Consider the following 20,322-nt stretch of genomic DNA (forward strand, 5'->3'; position numbering starts at 1 on the left):
CGCCCAAGTCAGGCGGTTTTCATTGATTTAGGTCAAACAGGACTCGGCGGCTACCTCTTTCGAGATCGATGCCAAGCGCGCAACGGTCGGGCGCACCCGGTACGCATCCTTGACCAGACAGAGGGAAATCTCGGGCAAGGGCGGCAGTCCCAACGCCTCATCGGCGGCCTGCAGCCCCGACTGTCCCTGCAGCGACACGCGCGGCAGCACGCCCAGTCCCGCCCGCGCCGCCGCCCAGAGCGCGGACAGGCTGGTCGTGGACATCGCCGGCCGCCACGCCCGGCCCGCCGCGTCCAGCGCCTCCATCGCCGTCTGCCGGAACAGGCACGGCGCATCCGACACCAGCAGCGGCAACGGCGCCGAGGGGTCAGGACTGAACCCCGGCGCCGCGTACCAGCGCATCGGCAAGGTCGCGATCGCGGCGGGATCCCGCTCGTCGGCCGGCCGGAACACCAGCCCCAGGTCCAGCTGCCCCGCTTCGAGCTCGTCGAGCACCCGATCGTTCAGGTCCACGTTCACCCGCACCTTGGTGCTCGGATGCGACTCCCGGAAACGCGCCAGCGTCGTCGGCAGCAGGCTGTCGGCCACGTCCTGCGGCATGCCGAAGAGGATCTCGCAGCAGGGATTGAGCTGGTGCAGCGCCACCATCGCCTCGTCGTTCAAGGCCAGCAGCCGCCGCGCGTAGCCCACCAGCACCTCGCCCTCGTCCGTCAGGACCTGCTGCCGCCCGACCTTGCGGAACAGCTTCAGGTCGAGCCGCTCCTCCAGCGCCTTGATCTGCAGGCTCACCGCGCCGGGGGAACGGTTCACGCGCTCGGCCGCCCGCCCGAACCCCTTGAGGTCCACCGCGGCGAGCAGCGTCCTCAGCGCCACCAGGTCCAGGATCATCCGAAGCTCCTGCCGTCGACGTCGACGGCCACCTTCGCAATATGCTCAAGCAGCGCCGCCACGTCCACCGACTCGTGCGAGCTCACGCCGATCCACGGCCTGCCGCTCAGGACCTGCTCGACGAAGGACTCGGCCTCGACGCGGAAGGCGTCCACCGCCGGCAGGGACACCGTCTCGACGCTCGCGCCGAAGCCGCTGCCGCGCTTGATGCGCAAGGTCGCGGGCTGGTTGCCGGCCGTGCTGTTCGAATAGCTGGTCTCGATCACGCCGCCCTCGCAGGCGATCACCGCGTACCGGTGCGCGGCCGCGTGGAAGCTGCACGAGATCTGCGCCATCAGCCCGCCCCGGAACGCCAGGTTGGCGACGACAGCCGTGTCCGTGCCGCGCGGCCCCTGCCGCTTGAAGGCCTGGACCTGCTCCGGATACCCGCCCGCGATCGCGCGGACCAGGCTGAGCGGATAGGCGCCCGCATCCATCAGCGCTCCGCCGGCGAGCGCGGGATCGAGCCGGATGTCGTCGGGGTTCTCCAGCTTGAATCCGAAGCTGGCCTGGATGGCGAGCGGCCGGCCCAGCTCGCCGGATTCGAGCAGGCGCAGCATCTCGACGGTCTGCGGCTGCGCCCGGTAGGGATAGGCCTCGGCCACGTGCAGGCCGAGCCGCTGCGCCGTCTGGAAGATCTGCCGCGCCTCCTGCGGCGAGCCGGTCAGCGGCTTCTCGCAGAGCACGTGCTTGCCGGCTTCCAGCGCGCGCAGGCACCACTCGGTGTGCAGGCTGTTGGGCAGGCCGATGTAGACGATCCGGACGGTCGGGTCGTCGAGCAGCGCCGCGTAGGAGCCGTAGGCGCGGGCGATGCCATGCTTCCCGGCGAAGGCGTCGGCGCTGGCCTGGGTCCGGCTCGCCACGGCGGCGACGTGCAGCGTCGACGAGCCCTTCACCTGGTCGGCGAAGTGATTGGCAATCGCGCCGGTGCTGAGGATGCCGAAGCCGATCGAAGGGTGGGCCGGAGAGTGGGAAGACAGTGCGGGCATGACGGTATCCAGAAGGCCAGGAGGAGAAGACGGGAGAGAGAAGGCAGGTCGAAGACCCGGACTCTATGGAGCGACCTTGCCCGAGACAAACGATTAATTCCGCCGGGGTGCTTGAGGAAAGCTAAAGGGTGCCGCGGCGATCCGCAGTTGCTTATGCGGCTGCCAGTCTCCCGCAAGCGGGAGAAGAACCAACAAAGGGGTTCAGCACTGCCACCGCCGCTGGCCCTCACCCCCCGCCCTCTCCCGCAAGCGGGAGAGGGAGTTCCCTTCCATCGCCGAAGGCGCTGACGAGCGCTCCCGCAAGAGGGAGAGGGCGAAAGAGGAGCAGGCCCTTCGAGTGGAGCCGGTCGGACTCCCTCTCCCGCTTGCGGGAGAGGGCGGGGGTGAGGGCCAGCGGCCTAGGCAGTCAACCAGATCCCCCATCCTGGCGATGGTTCGCCCAAGCCCAGCACACGCACACTCGTCCGCCATGGACGACGTCGAGCATCCACATCCAGGCCGGAAGGATGCTGCCCGCTCGTTCAGGCGAACCGGCACCAAGGCCGAGCGCGCGCTATGGCAACGCTTGCGCGATCGACGACTCCTGGGCCACAAGTTCAGGCGACAACATCCCGTCGGTGCGTACTTCGCAGATTTCGCATGCGTTGAGGCGGGACTCGTGGTCGAGCTCGATGGCGGGCAGCATGGCAGTCCACAAGACGCGATCTACGACGCTCGACGCACAGCCGCCCTGCATGACCAAGGATTCCATGTCCTGCGATTCACGAACCGCGAGGCGCTGCTGCATCTCGAGGATGTCCTGACGCTCATCCTGCAATGGCTGTCTGGTCGTGCGTGAGGCTGCTGGCCCTCACGCCAGTCTCCCGCAAGCGGGAGAAGAATCAACAAAGGGGTTCAGCACTGCCACCGCCGCTGGCCCTCACCCCCCGCCCTCTCCCGCAAGCGGGAGAGGGAGTTCCCTTCCACCGCCGAAGGCGCAAACTCCTCCAAGCCCCTGTTTCCGGGCCCTCCCGGCCCCTGCGGCACCTCCGGAAGGTTTCCGGAAGGTTCAGGAACGCGCTCCCGCCTACCGTCTGAGGCACCGATCCCCCACCGGGATCGGGCACCACACGACGACGCCGTCCAGGCGCACAGGGAGCTCGCATGAACCTCACCCCGCACCGCCCTTCTTCCCCATCTTCGCCGCCGGCAGCCCGGCCGCGCGTCTCCGGTCCGACCTCGCGGCTCACCCGCGAGCACCGGATCGAGCGGCTGACCCGCCTCCAGATGACGCTGGCCGAAGCCCACGCCGACGCCGAGCAGCGCGAGCGCGAACGCGTCGCCCAGCTGCTGCACGACCAGGTCGGCGGTCTGATCGTCCGGCTGCGGCTGGCCTTCGGGGAATGGCGTCACGGCCTGCCCGAGCCCGTCGCCGCCGACCCGGGCCTGGCGCAGGTCACCGCGCTGCTGGGCGAGCTGTCGCGGTCGGTGCGCACCCTGACCTTCGCGCTCGCGCCGCCGGACTGGCACGGCGACCTGCAGGCGGCGCTGGAAGCCCTGGCGGCCGAACTGGCGCTCACCGGCCCGCTGGCCGTGGAGGTCGACGGCAGCGCGATGGCCCAGCCGGGAATCGCCGAGATCCCCGCCGTGCAACGGACGGTGGCCTGCCGCGTGGTGCGGGAGCTCTGCCTCAACGTGCAGAAGCACGCCTGCGCCACCCGCGTCGAGATCGTGCCCAAGGTCGAGGCCGGCTGGCTCAGCGTGCGCGTACGCGACGACGGCCGCGGCTTCCCCGCCGGCCCGCTGGAGGTCGACGCCCGCGGTCTGGGCCTGGGCGGTGCCCGCGCGCAGCTGCAGGCGCTGGGCGGCGCGCTGGTGCTGCGCTCCGAGCCGGGTCGTGGGACCTGCGCAACCTTGCTGATCCCGCTCGATCCCGACGCCATCCCCCGAGAGTGCGCGTGATCCGGCGCCTTCGCCGCCGAATTCGCCTGCGCGTTCGCTTTCGCCCCAGCCCTCGCCCCCATTCGAATCCAGGGAGATTCCCATGACCCTCCGCATCGTCCTGGCGGACGACCACCAACTCGTGCGCGAAGGCCTGCGCGCGCTCCTGACCCGCGACGCGGGACTGGACGTCGTCGGCCTGGCCGAGGACGGCGCCGCCGCCGTCAAGCTCGTGCGCCACCTGCAGCCCGACCTGCTCATCACCGACATCGCCATGCCCGGCCTGAACGGCATCGAGGCCACGCGCCGCGTGCGCGCGCACCACCCGTCGGTGCAGGCGATCTGCCTGTCGATGCACGGCGATCAGCGCAGCGTGGTGACGGCGCTTCAAGCCGGGGCGTCGGGCTACGTGCTCAAGGACGCCTCCAGCGAGGAGCTGCTGCGTGCCGTGCGGGACGTGGCCGGCGGTCGCATCTACCTGAGCCCGGGGCTGATGGGCGGGCTGGTCGACGAGATCCGCACGCGGCACCGGCTGCCGGAGGCCGGCACGGCGATCCCGGCGGGGCCGGCGCTGACCGCGCGGGAGCGCGAGATCGTGCAGCTCTTCGCCGAGGACCTGAGCACGCAGGAGATCGCGGACCGGCTCAAGCTGAGCGCCAAGACGGTGGCGACGCATCGGGAGAACGTGACGCGCAAGCTCGGCGTGCGGGGCGTGGCGGGCATGACGCGCTACGCGCTGCACGAGGGTCTCAGCGAGGGGAGCGGGCCATGCCGCTGATCGTCTACGACCTGCCGAACTGGGTGCTGGGACTGGCGCTGGTGCTGGGGTGGGTGGCGATCGGGCTGGCGGCGCAGGCCGCGTTCCCGCGACGATGGCGCGAGCGTGCGACGGAGTCGGACAGGAACGTGGCGCTGGCGTCGCTGGGGGTGATCGCGACGATCAACTCGCTGCTGCTGGCGTTCTCGGCGGTGTCGGTGTGGGACTCGTTCAGCGCCGCGGAACAGGCGGTGAGCCGGGAGGGCACGGCGATGGCGCAGTTGGCGCGGACGCTGGCGGTGTACGGGACGCCGGAGACGCGGCTGGCGCGGGAGCGGCTGCGCGGCTACGGCCGCAGCGTGATCGGCAAGGAGTGGGCGGCGATGCAGCACGAGCAGCCCAGCCAGCCGACGCTGGACGCCTTCGACGACGTGTACCGGACGCTGGGGGATCTGCGGCCGGCGAGCGCGGCGGAGGCCGCGCTGGTGCAGCAGATGTGGGCCCAGGCGAACGACCTGCTGACGCAGCGTCGCGCCCGGTTGGAGGCCAGCGACGGCAAGGTGCCGACGACGCTGTGGGTGGTGGTGCTGGTGAGCTCGCTGCTCACGCTCGCGCCGGTGGCGGTGCTGCCGGTGACGGCCTGCAGCCGCAGCGCGATCGTGGTGCTCGCGCTGGCGCTGGGGCTGGTCTTCCACTTCGTCGCCGCGATGGACCGGCCGTTCCTCGGCGCGGAACGGGTCACCCCGGAGCCGATCGAGAGCGCGCTGGCGAACATGCAGCGGTGGGATGCGAGGAGCATGGCGGCGGTAGGGAGATAGGCCGGCGGGGGCGTGTCGATTTCCCGTATCGTCATCCGTCGTGTCAGGGGGCGGCACCGGGCCGCGCCGACAACCGGAGAACCTTCATGGACTACGTAGACGGATTCGTGATCGCCGTGCCCACCGCCAAGCGCGAGGCCTATCGACAGCTGGCGCAGGACGCCTCCGCGGTGTTCAAGGACCACGGCGCGCTCCACGTCGTCGAGTGCTGGGGCGACGACGTGCCCGAAGGCAAGGTGACCTCGTTCCCCATGGCCGTGCAGCGCAAGCCGGACGAGACGGTGGTGTTCTCGTGGATCGTCTGGCCGTCGCGTCAGGCGCGCGACGAAGGGATGAAGAAGTCGATGGAAGACCCGCGCATGAACCACGATCCGAAGGACATGCCCTTCGACGGGCAGCGGATGATCTTCGGCGGGTTCGAGGTGATCGTGCAGGCGTGAGGACGGGACAGCGTGGCCGGCCCGGCCACCCCGCCGACGCGGCGCCGATGCCGATGCCGGCGCGGCCCCTCAATCCCGACAGTAGCCTTCCCCAACGTGAACGGTCAGGCAGGTACTCTTGCCCGCCAGCCACTTCATCCCGGTGGCGTCGCCGTTGGTGGCCTTGATCGACTCCTGCTTCCCGTCCCGCTCGAACTGCACGGTGCCGTCCTTGCCGACGCCTTCGAACTTGCGTTCAGCATCGAGGTCCTTGATGCGGACCTCGTAGCGTCCCTCGCCGGCGGCGTCCAGTTGCAGATAAGTGCCCTCCGGCCCGTTCCAGCGGCCGAGCCACGCCTGCGCGGGGTCAGGCGTTGACGCCGCAGGCGAAGAGGCCACTGGAGTCGGCGACACCGGCGCTGGCTCGGACGCCGGGCGCTCCGTACGATCGCAGCCTCCGAGGGCCGCCGCGAGGGCGACGATTGCCAATGCACTGATCTTCATCATGTTCGTCCGCACCTTCCACAAAGCTTGCCGCGATCGGTCGATCGGGATGACAGTCCTGCGAGCAAGCCGGATGCCCGCCCCTTCCGGGCAGCTTCGTTGGACAGAAAGAAAGCCCATGCCATTCGATCTTGACGAGTCCTTCCTCCTGGCCGCGGAGCGAGCGCTCGGGGGCCGTCTGCCGGAGTCATTCCGCCTCGCCATCCTTCAGTCGAACGGCGGTGAACTGGAGACCGACGAGGACGAATGGGAGCAGTATCCGATCGAGGACACGTCCGACCGCAAGCGGCTGTCACGGACGGCCAATCACGTCCTGAAGGAGACCGAGCGATGCCGCGCTTGGCCGCGCTTCCCGGCGAACGCCGTGGCCGTCGCCGGGAATGGATCGGGTGATCACCTCGTGTTCATGCTGGAAGGCGGTGCCTTTGATCCGACCGTGTTTGCCTGGCGCCATGAGACAGGCGAGCTGGAACAGGTCGCCGCAGACTTCGCGGACCTCCTCGACCCCTACTGATCGAACGTCTGACTCGCCTTGCTCATCGGCTACGCTGCGTGTCGTCACACGGTCGAAGGACTGACTCCGCTCACGTCACGAGCGGAAGAACCATGAAAGGCCGGGCAAGGCGCCCCGGAGAATGAACAACATGGATGACTTGGACTATGTGCTGAATCGCGTCGATCCGTGGATCAGCAAGTTCATCGAGACGGGCGCGAACGATCTGACTCCGTTGCAGATGATCGCCGTCGGCACTTGGATGCTCGAGGGCATGGTCAACAACGGCGGCTTCGACCTGTACTACTGCAGTTCGGCCGGAGACCTTGCGCTGCAGACCGTCGATGCGCTCAAACAGATCGGTGCGCCTCAGACAGCGTCACTGCTGGCCGCGGCCAATGCGGAGTTTCCGGGCGGCGTCCCGCCGGCGGACCCGGAACTGCGCCAGCAGGTCCTGGACAGCATCCAGGACACGGCCAGGTTCTCGGTGCTCGAAACGGAGTTCTATCAGGACTCAGAGGGACGGCTTGCGCTGCTGGCGAGCTTCCTGAGGAAGCAAGAAGAGCGGATCGTCCCTCCCTCTTTCGCGCGATAGCCAAGGCCGGAGCCCGCAACCATCATCACCCCCATGAAATTCGCCCGCACCACCCCCATCCTGCGCATGTTCGACGAAGCCAAGGCGCTGGAGTTCTACGTCCAGTTCCTCGGCTTCACGGTCGACTGGGAACACCGCTTCGAACCGGGATTGCCGCTGTACATGCAGGTCTCCCGGGACGGCTGCGTGCTCCACCTCTCGGAGCATCACGGCGACGCCTGTCCCGGCGCGGCGATGCGCATCGAGACGGACGATATCGAAGCCTTCCACGCCGAGCTGATCGCCCGTCGCTACGGGAACGCCCGTCCCGGGCTCGAAGACACGCCGTGGGGGTCCAAGGACGTCTCGGTGACCGATCCGTTCGGGAATCGGTTGACGTTCACCAACGCCATCAGCACCTGATTCGCGCGGGCGCTGAATCGGCGCGCCGGCTTCAATGCACAGTCCTCAGTGCGCCGTCCTCAGCGCTGCGCGTTCACCGCCTCGATGACGATGCTGGAGATGTCGATGCTGTCCCTGGCGAAGGCCACGTGCTCGACGAAGACCATGTCGATCTTGCGCTCCTGCGCGACGGCCTTGATCGCACGTTCCACGCGCTCCTTCAGCGCATCGTGCTCCTGGCTGCGCCGGTATTCGAGATCGCCTTGGAACTCGCGCTTGGCCCGGTCCAGCGCCCGGCCCTGATCCGCGAGCTCGCGACCCCGTCGCGCCCGCTCCAACTCGGAGAGTTGCGGCGCGTCCTTGTCCAGCGACGCGGCCGCGGCGCTCAGTGCGCCTTCCAGATCCAGCAGGTTCTTCTGCCGCTTGCTGAACTCCTCCTGCAGGCGGCTCTGGGCGGCCTTCCCCGGAACGCTCTCGTTGATGACCTTCTGCGTGTCCACGTACCCGATCTTGAGCTGCTGGGCCTGGGCGGAAAGGATGCCGCCCATCAGCAGCGCCGCGCCGCACAGGATCCGTCCGAATCTTTTGTTCATGATCTCTCTCGAAGGATGCCGGATCGTAGGCCATGAGGGATCACACCGGACGACGAGTTGATGACGCCGCCGAATCCCGGACGACGTCCTAACGCGATCTCAACGTCTCGTGGGGCGGTGTTCTTCCGGACCGTTCCATCCCTCGCGCCGGGCGATGATGCGCGCTTGTCGAAAACCGCCCGCCTGACTCGTCGTCAGGGAGGCACCCCTGCCAGGCTTCCTCAAGGACTCCCGATGAACATGCTGCTCGCCCCCGCCCTGCTGGCCCTCTCCGTCGCCGCGCACGCCGCCCCCGCGACCTACGACATCGACCCCACGCACAGCTATCCCAGCTTCGAGGCCGATCACATGGGCCTGTCGCACTGGCGCGGCAAGCTCAACAAGAGCGCCGGCACCATCGTCTACGACAAGGCCACCGGCGCCGGCAGCGTCGACGTCAAGATGGATCTGGCCAGCATCGACTTCGGCCTGGACGCGATGAACGCCTGGGCCACCGGCGACAAGTTCTTCAACGTCGAGAAGAACCCGAACGCGACGTTCAAGGGCCGCTTCGACGGCGCCAAGGCCGGCGTGCCGACACAGGTCGTGGGCGAACTCACCCTGAACGGCAAGACCCGACCCTTGACGCTGACCGTCCACCAGCTCAAGTGCGTCCCCCACCCGATGCTCAAGCGCGAGCTCTGCGGCGCCGACGCGTCAGGCAGCTTCAACCGCGAGGAATTCGGCCTGGGCGCGGGCAAGGACTACGGCTTCAAGATGGACGTGAACCTGCGCATCCAGGTGGAGGCGATCGCCAAGGAGTAAGTACTGCGCCCCGCCCCTTCCGGAGTGGTTGCACAAGTGCCGTCGCCTCATTAGCATAAGCACTTATACAAACACCGCGACGCAGAGGGCGTCGCCACTTCCGGGAGGTCCCCATGACAGTCGACGCCGTCTCGCCCGCAGTCCAGGAACGCTGGTACCGCCCATCGCTGCGGTCGCCGCTGGTGCGCATCGTCCTCGGCGCCGTCGCCACCGTGGCGCCCGTGGCGCTCTCGATGGCGGCGATCCACGCGGTCCTCCCCAAGCCGTATCGCCAGCTGTGGCCGCAACTGCTGGCGGCAGTCCTCTGTCTGCTCGCCTATCGCGCTTTCACGCGTCTGGTCGAGAAGCGCCAGGCACCGACCGAACTGGCGCCCGCCCCCGCAGCCCGCGAGCTCCTCACGGGCGCCCTCCTCGGGCTGATCCTGATCACCGGCATCGTCGGCGTCCTGTGGTCGGCCGGCGTCCTGCGGATCACCGGCGCGACGTGGCAGAGCCTGCTCGGCCCGATGGCGGAGATGACGCTCGCCGCGGTGCTGGAAGAACTGCTCTTCCGCGGCGTGCTGCTGCGCGTCCTGCTCGGACGGCTGGGCGTCGGGCCGGCCATGGCGATCTCGTCGCTGCTGTTCGGCCTCGGCCATCTGCCCACCGAAGGGTTCTCGGCGGTCGCCTTCCTCGCGATCATGGTCGCGGGCGCGCTGCTCTCCGCCGCCTACCTCGTCCACGGCCGGCTGTGGCTGCCCATCGGGCTGCACTTCGGCTGGAACTTCGCCACCACCGCGCTCTTCGGCCTTTCGTCCTCCGGCAACAAGACCTTGGGCGTCCTGCACACGGTGCTCAGCGGGCCGGCGTGGCTCACGGGCGGTCCGTTCGGCGTGGAAGCGTCGACGGTGACGCTGGCGGTGACCGCTGCGGCCACGGTGGGCCTGCTGGTCTGGCGCAGTGGGCGGCCGGTCGCGCCAGCCCTGAGAATCGCCGGATGGAAACAGGCATGACAAGAACCCTGGGCACGCAACTGCGCCACCTCATCGAGCTGCTGGACGGCGCGGTCGAGCGCTCCTACGAGAACGTGGACCCGAGCTACCGGCCGCGCTACACGCCGGTGATGCGCGTGCTCATGCGGGAGAGCGAGTCCACGATCAGCGCGATCGCCGTCGCGGCCGGCATCAGCCAGCCGGCGGTGACGCAGACGGTGGCCCGGATGACGGAGGCCGGACTGGTCGAGGTCGTCGCGTCGGAGACGGACGCCCGGCAGCGCATCGTGACGCTGACGAAACAGGGCAAGCGCCTCGCCCCCAAGCTGGAGCAATGCTGGGCAGCCACCGCGCTGGCGGCGAAGAGCCTGGAGAAGGACATGAAGGTGCCGCTGGGCGCCGTGCTCGAACAGGCGATCGAGGCGCTGGAGAAGCGCTCCTACGACGAGCGGATCGCGGCGGCGAGAGAGAAGCTCGGCGGGCTCTGAGGCCCACGGCCGGTCACGCTGCGAACCGACAACTCCGGCAGACGCGAGGCTTCTTCCGGCAGTGTTCGAGGGTCGTGTCGACAGGCGTCGAAGCGGCATGCCCATTGCCACGATGTTCTCGTCGGTGTCTTTGCCGACGCGCACAACGTGGAGACCACCATGGCTCAGCAACCCAACGCGCAGAACCCGAATCAATCCCAGAGCGGACAAGGCCAGCAGAAGCAGCAGCAACAGCAGCAGCATCAACAGGGCCAGCAAGGACAGAACCAGCCCGGCGGCCAGCAGCAGGGCTCCGGATCGCAAGGCCAGCGGCAGTCGCCGCAGCAGGGTCAGCAAGGCGGCGATCGGCAAGGCCAGCAGGGCCAAGGGTCCCAGCGCCAGAACCCGCAGACCTCGCGCGATCAGTCCACCCAGGCCTCGCGCAACGATCAGGACCAGGACAGCGATTCGTCGCGTGACGATCGTTGAAGACATCGCTGAAATGCAGCTGAGATGCAGCTGAAACGCCGGTGAAGCGCCGATGAGGTCGCTTCGCCTCGACAGCCCCGGTTTCCCGGGGCTTTTTTTCCGTCCCGACTCCGACTGATCAATCCCGTTGGCGAGCCGCTTGCCTTCGTCGGGCATGGACGAACTGCTCAACGCGCTGCAATGGCCCGCGATGGTGGTCACGCTCGCCGCCGCCTGGCTGGTCGGCGGAAGCAGCGCGCGCCGCAGGACGTGGGGCTTCTGGGTCTTCGTGCTCAGCAACGTCCTCTGGTGCATCTGGGGCGCCGCCACCCAGTCCTACGCGTTGATCGTGCTGCAGGTCGGGCTGTTCGTGATGAATCTGCGCGGCGTGCGAAAGAACGAAGAGGAAGAGCATGCGGACGCGAAGTCCAGCAGGCATCGGCAATCCCGTGCGGACGAGGTCCGCTGACCGTCCTCGCTTGCGGGCACCGCGCTTGCTATTGAGTTTTCTGCGATGTGCCGACGTGGCACGCCGTCCCAGCCATCACCGCCAGGAGAACTTCCATGCCTTCCTCGACGACCAGCTCGACCGCCGCCCGCAAATCGACGACTCGCCGCACCACGACCGCCCGCGCCAGGACGCCCGATGCCGTGAGCCTGCTGCGCGCCGATCACAAGCTGGTCAGCGGGTTGTTCGACCAGTTCGAGAAGTCGCGCTCCGTCGCGAAGAAGAAGCAGCTGGTCGCGCAGATCTGCCTGGAGCTGACGGTCCACGCCCAGGTCGAAGAGGAGATCTTCTACCCCGAGGTCCAGCTCGCACTGAAGGACAAGGAGCTCGTCCCCGAGGCGCGCGTCGAGCACCAGAGCATCAAGGACCTGATCGCCGCCGTCGAAGGCGTCGAGCCCGGCGGCGAGGATTACGACGCGAAGGTCAAGGTCATGAGCGAGTGGGTCAAGCATCACGTCAAGGAGGAGCAGAACGAGATGTTCCCCAAGGCGAAGAAGGCCGGCGTGGACATGGTCGAGCTAGGCGAACGGATCCAGCAGCGCAAGGCGGAGTTGATGGCGCAGGAGCAGGCCAAGCACTGATGGGGACGCCCTCCACGACCGCTAGCGGACGTCAAGCCCACGGCCACGGCCACGCCGACGCCGACACGGGTCGGCGTTTGCGCGCCTTGATCGACACCGGACGGTCGGACCTCCCGCTGCCAGGCAGCGGACGCACGCTCGACCGCTGGTCCGCGCTGGCGGCCGTCGCCGCGCAGGATCTGTCGCTCGTGAAGCTCTTCGAAGGTCATACGGACGCGACGGCCATCCTGGCCGAAGCGGGCTTGGCGCCGCAGTCCGCCGCAGCCGCTTACGGCATGTGGGCGGCCGAACCGCCCGGCGCGCGCGTGACGTTCCGCCGCAAGCCTGATGGCTCGGTGGCGCTTTCCGGCACGAAGGCATGGTGCTCCGGCGCCGCGTCGCTGGATCGCGCGCTGCTGACGGTCTGGCCCGATGACAGCGAATCCGGGGGATCGAGCACGGGCCCGTGGCTCGCGGATGTCGACCTCCTGCAACCCGGTGTCACGGTCGATGCCTCGCGCTGGAAAGCCGTCGGCATGGCGGACTCCGCGAGCGCGTCGGTCGCGTTCGAAGCGACGCCCGCTCGCCTGGTCGGCGGCGCAGGCTTCTATCTTTCGCGACACGGGTTCTGGCACGGCGGCATCGGCATCGCCGCGTGTTGGCATGGCGCGGCCTGTGCGGTCGCAGAGGTCCTTCGAGCTCAGGCGGTCGACGTCGCCGCCAGCGTCGATCCAGGATGGCATCGGGCATTGGCGCTCGGCGAGATCGATCGCCTGCTGAGCGCCAACGCCGCACTGCTGCGCGAAGCGGCCGCCTGGGTCGATCGACATCCCGATCGCGACGCGCGCGCCTGGGCGCTGCGCACGCGCGCCGCGAGCGACGAATGCGCGCAGCAGGTGCTGCGCGCCGCCACGCGCGCGATGGGCGCCGGACCGCTCTGCCACGACGAGACCTTCGCCCGTATGGCAGCGGATTTGCCTGTGTTCATCCGGCAATGCCACGGCGACCGCGATCTGGCCGCGCTGGGCAACGAACTCCTGAAGCAGGCAACCACGACATGGACGCTGTGACCCTTCCCCCGGAACCGGGCGCGCTGGCCGACCACTTCGAGACGCTGTTCTCCGAAGACGACGACCCTTGGGGATACCGCACGCGCTGGTACGAACGGCGCAAGCGCGCGCAGCTCCTCGCGAGCCTGCCCGACGAGCGCTACGCGCGCGCCTTCGAGCCCGCGTGCGCGAACGGCGAATTGAGCGCGGCACTCGCGACGCGCTGCGATCGCCTGGTCTGCAGCGACGCCAGCGCCGCGGCGGTGGCGCACGCCCGTCAGCGACTGGCCGCAATGCCCCATGTCGACGTGACGCACGCGCAGATTCCGGCGCAGTGGCCCAAGGGCCGATTCAACCTGATCGTGCTGAGCGAGATCGGCTACTACCTCGATGACGACGCCTTCCACGCGACCATTGATCGCGCGGTGGAAAGCTTGGCCGACGGCGGCACCTTGATCGCCAGCCACTGGCGCCATCCAGAAGGCGACTACTTCCGTAGCGGCGACGACGTGCATCGGCACATGGCCGTGGCGTTCGAGCAATTGGGCTGGACAAGCCTGCTGCGGCACGAGGAGGACGACTTCCTCGTCGAAGTCTGGAGTCCGGACGGTCGCTCGGTGGCGCGTCGCGAGGGCCTGCGGCCATGATCGGCGCGGTGGTGCCCGCGCACGACGAGGAAGCGCTGATCGGTCGCGCCCTTCGAGCGCTCATCGACGCCGCCGCGCATCCGGACCTGCAAGGCGAGGAAGTCCGAATCCTGGTCGTCCTGGACGCGTGTCGCGACCGCACCGCCGACGTCGTCCGCTCGCTCGGCGTGCAAGGCCTGGCCATCGAGGCGCGCAATGTCGGCTTCGCGCGCGCGGCCGGCGCGCAGGCGCTCATCGAGCAAGGCGCCCGCTGGCTGGCTTTCACCGACGCGGACTCGGTCGTCGCGCCGAACTGGTTCTCGCGACAGCTGGCGTTCCGCACCGAGGCCGTCTGCGGCGTGGTCGAGGTCGACGACTGGACCCGATTCACCGCCGAGGAACGGACCGCCTACGAAGTCGGCTACACCGATGCCGAGGACCATCGCCACATCCACGGCGCCAACCTCGGCGTCAGCGTGAGCGCCTATCAGCAGGCCGGCGGCTTCGCGCAGCTGTGCAGCCACGAGGATGTGGACTTCGTGGAGCGGCTCCACGCGCTCGGCATGTGCATTGCCTGGACCAACACCGTGCGCGTCGTCACGAGCGCCCGCCAGGACGGTCGGGCACCGGACGGATTCGCCGCCCACATGGGGCGCCTGCGCGCCTAGGAGTCTTCCGATGAGCTCATCCGACCAGTCTTCCGACAAGTCCTCCGACACGATCGCCTTCCCGAAGCAGTCGCAGCCCTGGCCGGGCCTGGCGCGCGACATGATTCCTCCGCCCGATCACGGCGAGAAGACCTACGTGGGACATGGCCGCCTGGCTGGCCGTCGCGCGCTGATCACCGGCGGCGACAGTGGCATCGGCCGCGCCGCGGCCATCGCCTTCGCGCGCGAAGGCGCGGACGTCGCGATCAACTACCTGCCCGACGAGGAGCCCGACGCCCGCGAGGTGATCGCGCTGATCCGCGAGACCGGTCGCCAGGGCATCGCGTTGCCGGGCGACCTGCGCGAGGAAGCGTTCTGCCAGAAGCTGGTGGCGGACGCGGTGCGCGAGCTCGGCGGGCTGGACATCCTCGTGAACAACGCCGCCCGCCAGCAAAGCCACGAGTCGATCCTCGACATCAGCACCGAGCAGTTCGACTGGACCTTCAAGACCAACATCTACGCGCCGTTCTGGCTGTCCAAGGCGGCGATCCCGCATCTGAAGGACGGCAGTTCCATCATCAACACGGCGTCGGTCAACTCATACGACCCCGGCGAGAACCTGCTCGACTACGCCACCACCAAGGGCGCGATCCTGATCTTCACCAAGGGCCTGGCGAAGCAGCTCGCCAAGCAGGGCATCCGCGTCAACGCCGTCGCGCCGGGGCCGTTCTGGACGCCGCTTCAGGTCTGCGGCGGCCAGACGCAGGAGAAGCTGCAGAAGTTCGGCGTCGACACGCCGATGGGACGCGCCGGGCAGCCCGCGGAGCTCGCGGCGGTGTACGTGCTGCTGGCGTCGTCGGAATCGAGCTACGCGACCGGTCAGGTCTACGGCGCCTCGGGCGGACGCGGCGATCCATGAAGCCTTGGCCGGTCACTCGCTCGTGGCGATGCGGTGAATCGGCACCGAATGCCGATATCGGTCAATCGGGGACCGGCTGGTGACGCAAGACGGCGGGCGGCGACCTTGCCTTGCACGGTGACCCGCGTCCTCCTGCGCGGACCCACGGAAGGCCACCCATGCTCGCCCTCACCTACCACGGCGCCAAAGACGTCCGTGTCGAAACCGTGCCGGATCCGGTGCTCGCCGCCGACGACGATGTGCTGCTGCGCGTCACCGCCACCGCGATCTGCGGATCCGATCTCCACATCTACCGCGGCAAGATCCCCGACATGAAGTCGGGAGACATCCTCGGCCATGAGTTCATGGGCGTCGTGGAGGACGTCGGCCGCGGCGTCACCCACATCAAGCGCGGCGATCGCGTCGTCGTGCCGTTCACGATCTCCTGCGGGGACTGCTTTTTCTGCGGCCGGCAACTGTTCGCCGCCTGCGAGACGACCAACCCGGGCCGCGGCGCCATCCTGAACAAGAAGGACATCCGCGCCGGCGCCGGCCTGTTCGGCTACAGCCACCTCTACGGCGGCTACGCGGGCGGTCAGGCGCAGTACGTGCGCGTGCCCAAGGCCAACGTCGGGCCGCTGGTGATCCCCGACACGCGCCTGAGCGACGAGCAGGTCCTCTTCCTCTCGGACATCCTGCCCACCGGCTACCAGGCGGCGCTCAATGCGCAGGTAACCAAGGGATCGAGCGTCGCCATCTTCGGCGCCGGACCGGTCGGGATGATGGCGGCGGCCAGCGCGCGACTGCTCGGAGCCGAACGGATCTTCATGATCGACCACCATCCGTACCGGCTCGCCTTCGCCAAGGAGACCTACGGGGTCCTGCCGATCGACTTCGACCAGGTCGACGATCCGGCGCAGCTGATCATCGAGCAGACCGACCACCGCGGCGTCGACGCGTCGATCGACGCGGTCGGCTTCGAGGCCAAGGGCAGCACGATGGAGACGGTGCTGTCCACGCTGAAGCTCGAGGGATCGAGCGGCACCTCCCTGCGATGGGCCATCGCGGCCACGCGACGCGGCGGCATCGTCAGCGTGCCCGGCGTGTACGCGGGCTTCATCCATGGCTTCCTGTTCGGCGACGCCTTCGAGAAGGGCTTGAGCTTCGCCAGCGGCCAGACCCACGCACAGCGCTTCATGCCGGAACTGCTGGCCCACATCGAGAGCGGCGCGCTGCGCCCCGAGGTGATCGTCAGCCACCGCCTGCCGCTCACGGACGCCGCGCGGGGCTACGAGATCTTCAACAAGAAGGAAGAGGACTGCCGCAAGGTGGTGCTCACGCCCTTCGACAACTGATCAACGTCCATTGAACGCTCCAGGAGCTGTCATGAATCCGAATCACAATCCAGATCCGAATGCGGATGCGCGTCCAGGACTCGATGCCAATGAATTCGCCGAGCGGCCGTTGGCCGTCGTCACCGGCGCGTCGAGCGGCATCGGCCGTGAACTCGCGCTCGAATGCGCGCGCCACGGCTACGACCTGCTGATTGCTGCGGACCGTTCCCAGGACGACACCGCGGCGGCATGCCGCGCCGAAGGCGCGCAGGTCCGGACGCTGCTGGCCGACCTGTCCGTCGTCACCGGCGTGGACGCGTTGATGGCGGAGCTCGGCGGCCGGCCGGTGGACGCCCTGCTCGCCAACGCCGGTCACGGCCTGGGACACGCGTTCCTCGACCAGGACTTCAAGGCGGTGCGCCACGTCATCGACACCAACATCACCGGCACCCTGGACCTCATCCAGCGGGTGGGCCGCTCGATGCAGGCGCGCAACGCGGGCAGGATTCTGATCACCGGCTCCATCGCAGGCCTGATGCCGGGCAGCTTCCAGGCGGTCTACAACGGGTCGAAGGCCTTCATCGATTCATTCGCGTACGCACTGCGCAATGAATTGAAGGACACCGCAATCACCGTCACCGTCCTGATGCCCGGGGCGACCGACACCGAATTCTTCCGTCGCGCCGACATGACCGACACCAAGGTCGGCACGGGGAAGAAGCAACCGCCGGACGAAGTGGCGAAGGCCGGCTACGAGGCCATGGAAGACGGCGAAAGCGTCGTGGTCGCGGGCTGGAAGAACAAGATCCAGGCCGTGCTGGCCAACGTCACGCCGGCAGAGATGCTGGCGGAGCAGCACCGGAAGACGGCGGAGCCCGGTAGCGGGCAAGGCGACTAGCCCGAGGATGATGGTCCAGCGCTTCGCGGAGCGCCAGGCCATCGACCGGCTTCCTCAGCATCACGTCGAAGAGCGTCGGGCCGCAGACGAGGTCGTCCTCGGCCCTCCCCCACGCGGTCAGTCCCACCAGCAGGGTGTCGCCGCCGGCCTGCCGCACCGCCGCGGCGACGCCCATCGCGCTGCCGGTGCGCAACCAGGGCTCCATCACGACCACGGCAGGCAGGTCGACCCGGAGCTTCTGGAGTGCCTCGTCAGCCGAGACGGCACATTGCGCCTTCCAACCCTCCAGGGTCAGCCACTCGCACAGGGCGTCGGCGGAGTCCGGGAAATCGTCCAGGACGAGGATCGTGGGAGGGGGAACGACGGCGATTCCGCTCATGGCGCACTCCTGGAGAAGTGCGTCTGCAGACCCGGAAGGAATGGCTCAGGGCACGAAGGGGAGCCAGCGGGATGTGGATCGATGATAGCCCTCATCGCGGATCGCATCGCCATCCGCCGATGGACGGCAGTGAACCGCAATTAACGCGAATGAACGGCAATCGTCGCTGACGGTCAGTCCTCGTCGACAGCAATGACCTGCTCGGCGGCACGCAGATAGGCCAGCGCGGCCTCGGGGTTGCGCGATCCGCGTGCCACCTCTTCCAGCGATCCGGAGCGACGCAGCGCCTTGTTGAGTTCGGCGACCTCGCCGCCCAGCGCGCGGGCTGCGTCGAGCGCACCCATCAGGTCGAGCAGACCGCCGAGCTTCGGACGCGAGACGTCGGGACACAGTCGACGCACCAGCTCCGGCTGCGTACGCAGCGCGTCGGCCAGTGCGATAGCTTCGCGATCGCGCAGCGGCGCCAGATGGCCGGTGCCGTGCAACAGCATCGGCGCGATCACGCGCAGGAAGCGCGACGGCAGATTGGCGTAGAGATCGTGCAGCAAGGTCGCGGCCTCGTGCAGCTGCAGACGGATCGCCGCGCGTGCCACCGGCTTCATCGCCGGATCGTTCTCCATCTGGTAGCGCCACACACAGGCGGCGGCCAGATAGAGCGCGGCGAGGATGTCGCCCAGGCGCGCCGACAACAGCTCCATGCGCTTGAGCTTGCCGCCGAGCAGCCCCATGGCGAGGTCGGCGGTCAGCGCATAGCGGGCGGACAGCGACGCGATGAGTTTCGCCTCGGCGCGCAGGTCGTCCGGCACCTGGCCGCGCAGCGGCGCGTGCGCCAGGCTGCGCCAGAGATTTCGCATCACATGGCCGACGTGGCCCGAGAGCGCGCGACCGAGGCGTTCCGGATCCTGCGCCTGCACGGCCGACATCTCCTCCAGCACGAAGGGATGGCAGCGCGTCGCGCCCTGGCCGAAGATGATCAGCGCGCGCGACAGCAGGTTGGCGCCTTCCACCGTGATGGCGATGGGCGCGTGGCGGTAGGCCACGCCGAGCAGGTTGCGCGGGCCGGAGATGATCCCCTTGCCGCCGAGCACGTCCATGCCGTCGTTGACCGCGCGGCGTCCCGCTTCGGTGAGCTGCACCTTGAGGATCGCGCTGGCGACGCTGGGCTGCTCGCCGGCGTCGAGCGCCGCGGCGGTGTAGCGGCGCGCCGCGTCCGTCGCGTAGAGCCGCGCCGCCATCTGCGCGGTGATACCCGCGATGGCGTGGAAACGCCCGATGGGCAGGCCGAACTGCTCCCGCACCTGACCGTAGCCGTTGACCACGAACAGCGCGGTCTGCTGCATCGCCGCGCCCAGCGCCGGCAGCGAGATCGCACGGCCTGCGGCGAGGCACTCCATCAGCATCCGCCAGCCCTGCCCGACCCGTTCCTCGCCGCCGATCACCCAATCCATCGGCACGAAGACGTCCTCGCCGCGGATGGGGCCGTTCATGAAGGCCGAGTTCATCGGATGGTGGCGATGGCCGATCTCCATCCCGGGCGTGGGCACCGGCAGCAACGCGCAGGTGATGCCGAGCGCCTGCTCGCCCTCCGGCCGCGTCGGGTCGATCGCCTGGAAGGCCAGGCCCACCACGCTCGCCACGGGCGCGAGCGTGATGTAGCGCTTGTCGAAGCGCACGCTGAAGCCGCGCACGGTCTTGCCGTCGATGACGCGTTCGGTGAGCACGCCGCGATCGGGGATGGAGGCGGCGTCCGAGCCGGCGTAAGGCGAGGTGAGCCCGAAACACGGCAGCTCGCGACCGTCGGCCAGACGCGGCAGGTAATGCTGTTGCTGCGCCGGCGTGCCGTAGCGCAGCAGCAGCTCCGCCGGACCGAGCGAGTTGGGCACCATCACCGTCACCGCGCAGGCGGTGTTGACGGTGGCGATGCGGGTCACGACCTCGGCATGCGCGTAGTGGCCGAAGCCCAGTCCGCCGTATTCCTTGGGAATGATCATCCCGAAGAAGCGATGCTGCCGCAGGTAGGCCCAGACGTCGCGCGGCAGATCGCCGGCCTCGTCGATGGCGTGGTCGTCGAGCATGCCGATGAGCGTGGTCACCTCGTTGTCGAGGAAACGGCGCTCCTCGTCGGTGAGGCGGTTCGGGCCTTGCGCGATCAACGCGTCGAAGTCCGGACTGCCGGCGAAGAGCTGCCCTTCGAAACCGACGGTGCCGGCTTCGAGCGCGGCGCGTTCGGTGTCGCCCATCGCGGGCAAGGCCTTGGAGAACGGCGTCATCGCCAGACGCCCGAGCAGTCGGTGGAATCCCATGGGGCTAGCCTAGG

General features: G+C 68.6%; 26 protein-coding genes. 20 read left to right on the top strand and 6 right to left on the bottom strand.

Going from position 1 to position 20,322, the window contains the following annotated elements; genetic code table 11:
• Window positions 1-27 precede the first annotated feature (27 nt).
• Both ACQZ13_RS16830 and ACQZ13_RS16835 read right to left on the bottom strand, forming a co-directional pair.
• On the bottom strand, window positions 28-888 hold the full coding sequence (locus ACQZ13_RS16830) for a LysR substrate-binding domain-containing protein (protein ID WP_431046395.1): 861 nt from the start codon (window positions 886-888) through the stop codon (window positions 28-30).
• On the bottom strand, window positions 885-1,916 hold the full coding sequence (locus ACQZ13_RS16835) for a Gfo/Idh/MocA family protein (protein WP_431046397.1): 1,032 nt from the start codon (window positions 1,914-1,916) through the stop codon (window positions 885-887). Before ACQZ13_RS16835 ends, ACQZ13_RS16830 begins: the two co-directional genes overlap by 4 nt.
• 469 nt (window positions 1,917-2,385) lie before the next feature.
• Between ACQZ13_RS16835 and ACQZ13_RS16840 the strand changes: the two genes are divergently transcribed.
• The 5 genes from ACQZ13_RS16840 to ACQZ13_RS16860 all read left to right on the top strand — a co-directional run bounded on the left by ACQZ13_RS16840 (window position 2,386) and on the right by ACQZ13_RS16860 (window position 5,851).
• Window positions 2,386-2,754 carry an endonuclease domain-containing protein gene (locus ACQZ13_RS16840; protein WP_431046399.1) on the top strand — a complete coding sequence of 123 codons (369 nt, stop codon included), beginning with the start codon at window positions 2,386-2,388 and terminating at the stop codon, window positions 2,752-2,754.
• Between the two features lie 305 nt (window positions 2,755-3,059).
• The gene (locus ACQZ13_RS16845; protein ID WP_431046401.1) at window positions 3,060-3,857 is read left to right on the top strand and encodes a sensor histidine kinase; all 798 of its coding nucleotides are present in this window, start codon (window positions 3,060-3,062) and stop codon (window positions 3,855-3,857) included.
• 82 nt (window positions 3,858-3,939) lie between these two features.
• Entirely contained in the window at window positions 3,940-4,614 is a 675-nt protein-coding gene (locus tag ACQZ13_RS16850; RefSeq protein WP_431046403.1) for a response regulator, read from the top strand.
• Window positions 4,605-5,411, top strand: a complete 807-nt coding sequence (locus ACQZ13_RS16855) for a hypothetical protein (RefSeq protein ID WP_431046405.1) — start codon at window positions 4,605-4,607, stop codon at window positions 5,409-5,411. Before ACQZ13_RS16850 ends, ACQZ13_RS16855 begins: the two co-directional genes overlap by 10 nt.
• An 86-nt stretch (window positions 5,412-5,497) precedes the next feature.
• The gene (locus tag ACQZ13_RS16860) at window positions 5,498-5,851 is read left to right on the top strand and encodes a DUF1428 domain-containing protein (protein WP_431046407.1); all 354 of its coding nucleotides are present in this window, start codon (window positions 5,498-5,500) and stop codon (window positions 5,849-5,851) included.
• A gap of 69 nt (window positions 5,852-5,920) precedes the next feature.
• On the opposite strand, the gene ACQZ13_RS16865 is transcribed toward ACQZ13_RS16860, so the two are convergent.
• Window positions 5,921-6,337, bottom strand: coding sequence for a hypothetical protein (locus ACQZ13_RS16865; protein WP_431046409.1), 417 nt, complete (start codon window positions 6,335-6,337; stop codon window positions 5,921-5,923).
• Window positions 6,338-6,452: 115 nt separating this feature from the next.
• Between ACQZ13_RS16865 and ACQZ13_RS16870 the strand changes: the two genes are divergently transcribed.
• The 3 genes from ACQZ13_RS16870 to ACQZ13_RS16880 all read left to right on the top strand — a co-directional run bounded on the left by ACQZ13_RS16870 (window position 6,453) and on the right by ACQZ13_RS16880 (window position 7,824).
• Entirely contained in the window at window positions 6,453-6,848 is a 396-nt protein-coding gene (locus ACQZ13_RS16870) for an SMI1/KNR4 family protein (protein ID WP_431046411.1), read from the top strand.
• Window positions 6,849-6,978: 130 nt separating this feature from the next.
• Window positions 6,979-7,422 carry a DMP19 family protein gene (locus tag ACQZ13_RS16875; RefSeq protein ID WP_431046413.1) on the top strand — a complete coding sequence of 148 codons (444 nt, stop codon included), beginning with the start codon at window positions 6,979-6,981 and terminating at the stop codon, window positions 7,420-7,422.
• Between the two features lie 33 nt (window positions 7,423-7,455).
• The gene (locus tag ACQZ13_RS16880; protein WP_431046415.1) at window positions 7,456-7,824 is read left to right on the top strand and encodes a glyoxalase superfamily protein; all 369 of its coding nucleotides are present in this window, start codon (window positions 7,456-7,458) and stop codon (window positions 7,822-7,824) included.
• A 59-nt stretch (window positions 7,825-7,883) separates the two neighbouring features.
• On the opposite strand, the gene ACQZ13_RS16885 is transcribed toward ACQZ13_RS16880, so the two are convergent.
• Window positions 7,884-8,396: an OmpH family outer membrane protein gene (locus ACQZ13_RS16885; RefSeq protein WP_431046417.1), complete on the bottom strand. Its 513-nt coding sequence runs from the start codon at window positions 8,394-8,396 to the stop codon at window positions 7,884-7,886.
• A 234-nt stretch (window positions 8,397-8,630) separates the two neighbouring features.
• On the opposite strand from ACQZ13_RS16885, the gene ACQZ13_RS16890 reads away from it, so the two are divergent.
• From ACQZ13_RS16890 to ACQZ13_RS16945, 12 genes are all read left to right on the top strand, one after another.
• Window positions 8,631-9,200, top strand: a complete 570-nt coding sequence (locus ACQZ13_RS16890; protein WP_431046419.1) for a YceI family protein — start codon at window positions 8,631-8,633, stop codon at window positions 9,198-9,200.
• A 113-nt stretch (window positions 9,201-9,313) separates the two neighbouring features.
• Complete coding sequence (locus ACQZ13_RS16895) at window positions 9,314-10,192, top strand: lysostaphin resistance A-like protein (RefSeq protein ID WP_431046421.1); 879 nt, start codon at window positions 9,314-9,316, stop codon at window positions 10,190-10,192.
• Window positions 10,189-10,659, top strand: coding sequence for a MarR family winged helix-turn-helix transcriptional regulator (locus ACQZ13_RS16900; protein WP_431046423.1), 471 nt, complete (start codon window positions 10,189-10,191; stop codon window positions 10,657-10,659). The genes ACQZ13_RS16895 and ACQZ13_RS16900 overlap by 4 nt, the downstream gene beginning before the upstream one ends.
• Window positions 10,660-10,818: 159 nt before the next feature.
• On the top strand, window positions 10,819-11,127 hold the full coding sequence (locus ACQZ13_RS16905) for a hypothetical protein (RefSeq protein ID WP_431046425.1): 309 nt from the start codon (window positions 10,819-10,821) through the stop codon (window positions 11,125-11,127).
• Between the two features lie 154 nt (window positions 11,128-11,281).
• Window positions 11,282-11,575, top strand: coding sequence for a hypothetical protein (locus tag ACQZ13_RS16910; protein ID WP_431046427.1), 294 nt, complete (start codon window positions 11,282-11,284; stop codon window positions 11,573-11,575).
• 95 nt (window positions 11,576-11,670) lie between these two features.
• Complete coding sequence (locus ACQZ13_RS16915; RefSeq protein WP_431046429.1) at window positions 11,671-12,195, top strand: hemerythrin domain-containing protein; 525 nt, start codon at window positions 11,671-11,673, stop codon at window positions 12,193-12,195.
• Between the two features lie 86 nt (window positions 12,196-12,281).
• A complete protein-coding gene (locus ACQZ13_RS16920) occupies window positions 12,282-13,244 on the top strand; it encodes an acyl-CoA dehydrogenase (RefSeq protein ID WP_431046431.1) in 963 nt (320 codons plus the stop codon).
• Window positions 13,232-13,870, top strand: coding sequence for an SAM-dependent methyltransferase (locus tag ACQZ13_RS16925; protein WP_431046433.1), 639 nt, complete (start codon window positions 13,232-13,234; stop codon window positions 13,868-13,870). Before ACQZ13_RS16920 ends, ACQZ13_RS16925 begins: the two co-directional genes overlap by 13 nt.
• Window positions 13,867-14,517 (top strand): glycosyltransferase, encoded by a 651-nt coding sequence (locus ACQZ13_RS16930; RefSeq protein ID WP_431046435.1) that lies wholly within the window; start codon window positions 13,867-13,869, stop codon window positions 14,515-14,517. The genes ACQZ13_RS16925 and ACQZ13_RS16930 overlap by 4 nt, the downstream gene beginning before the upstream one ends.
• 10 nt (window positions 14,518-14,527) lie before the next feature.
• Complete coding sequence (locus ACQZ13_RS16935) at window positions 14,528-15,415, top strand: SDR family oxidoreductase (protein ID WP_431046437.1); 888 nt, start codon at window positions 14,528-14,530, stop codon at window positions 15,413-15,415.
• 158 nt (window positions 15,416-15,573) lie between these two features.
• Window positions 15,574-16,749: a zinc-dependent alcohol dehydrogenase gene (locus tag ACQZ13_RS16940; protein ID WP_431046439.1), complete on the top strand. Its 1,176-nt coding sequence runs from the start codon at window positions 15,574-15,576 to the stop codon at window positions 16,747-16,749.
• 31 nt (window positions 16,750-16,780) lie between these two features.
• Window positions 16,781-17,626 (top strand): SDR family NAD(P)-dependent oxidoreductase, encoded by an 846-nt coding sequence (locus ACQZ13_RS16945; RefSeq protein WP_431046441.1) that lies wholly within the window; start codon window positions 16,781-16,783, stop codon window positions 17,624-17,626.
• Here ACQZ13_RS16945 and ACQZ13_RS16950 read toward each other — a convergent pair.
• Window positions 17,556-18,005 (bottom strand): hypothetical protein, encoded by a 450-nt coding sequence (locus tag ACQZ13_RS16950; RefSeq protein ID WP_431046443.1) that lies wholly within the window; start codon window positions 18,003-18,005, stop codon window positions 17,556-17,558. The genes ACQZ13_RS16945 and ACQZ13_RS16950 overlap by 71 nt on opposite strands.
• Before the next feature lie 173 nt (window positions 18,006-18,178).
• A complete protein-coding gene (locus tag ACQZ13_RS16955; protein ID WP_431046445.1) occupies window positions 18,179-20,308 on the bottom strand; it encodes an acyl-CoA dehydrogenase in 2,130 nt (709 codons plus the stop codon).
• Between the last annotated feature and the right edge of the window lie 14 nt (window positions 20,309-20,322).

The sequence above is a fragment of the Roseateles sp. L2-2 genome (genome assembly GCF_050613215.1).
GTDB classification, from domain to species: Bacteria; Pseudomonadota; Gammaproteobacteria; order Burkholderiales; family Burkholderiaceae_C; genus Roseateles; species Roseateles noduli.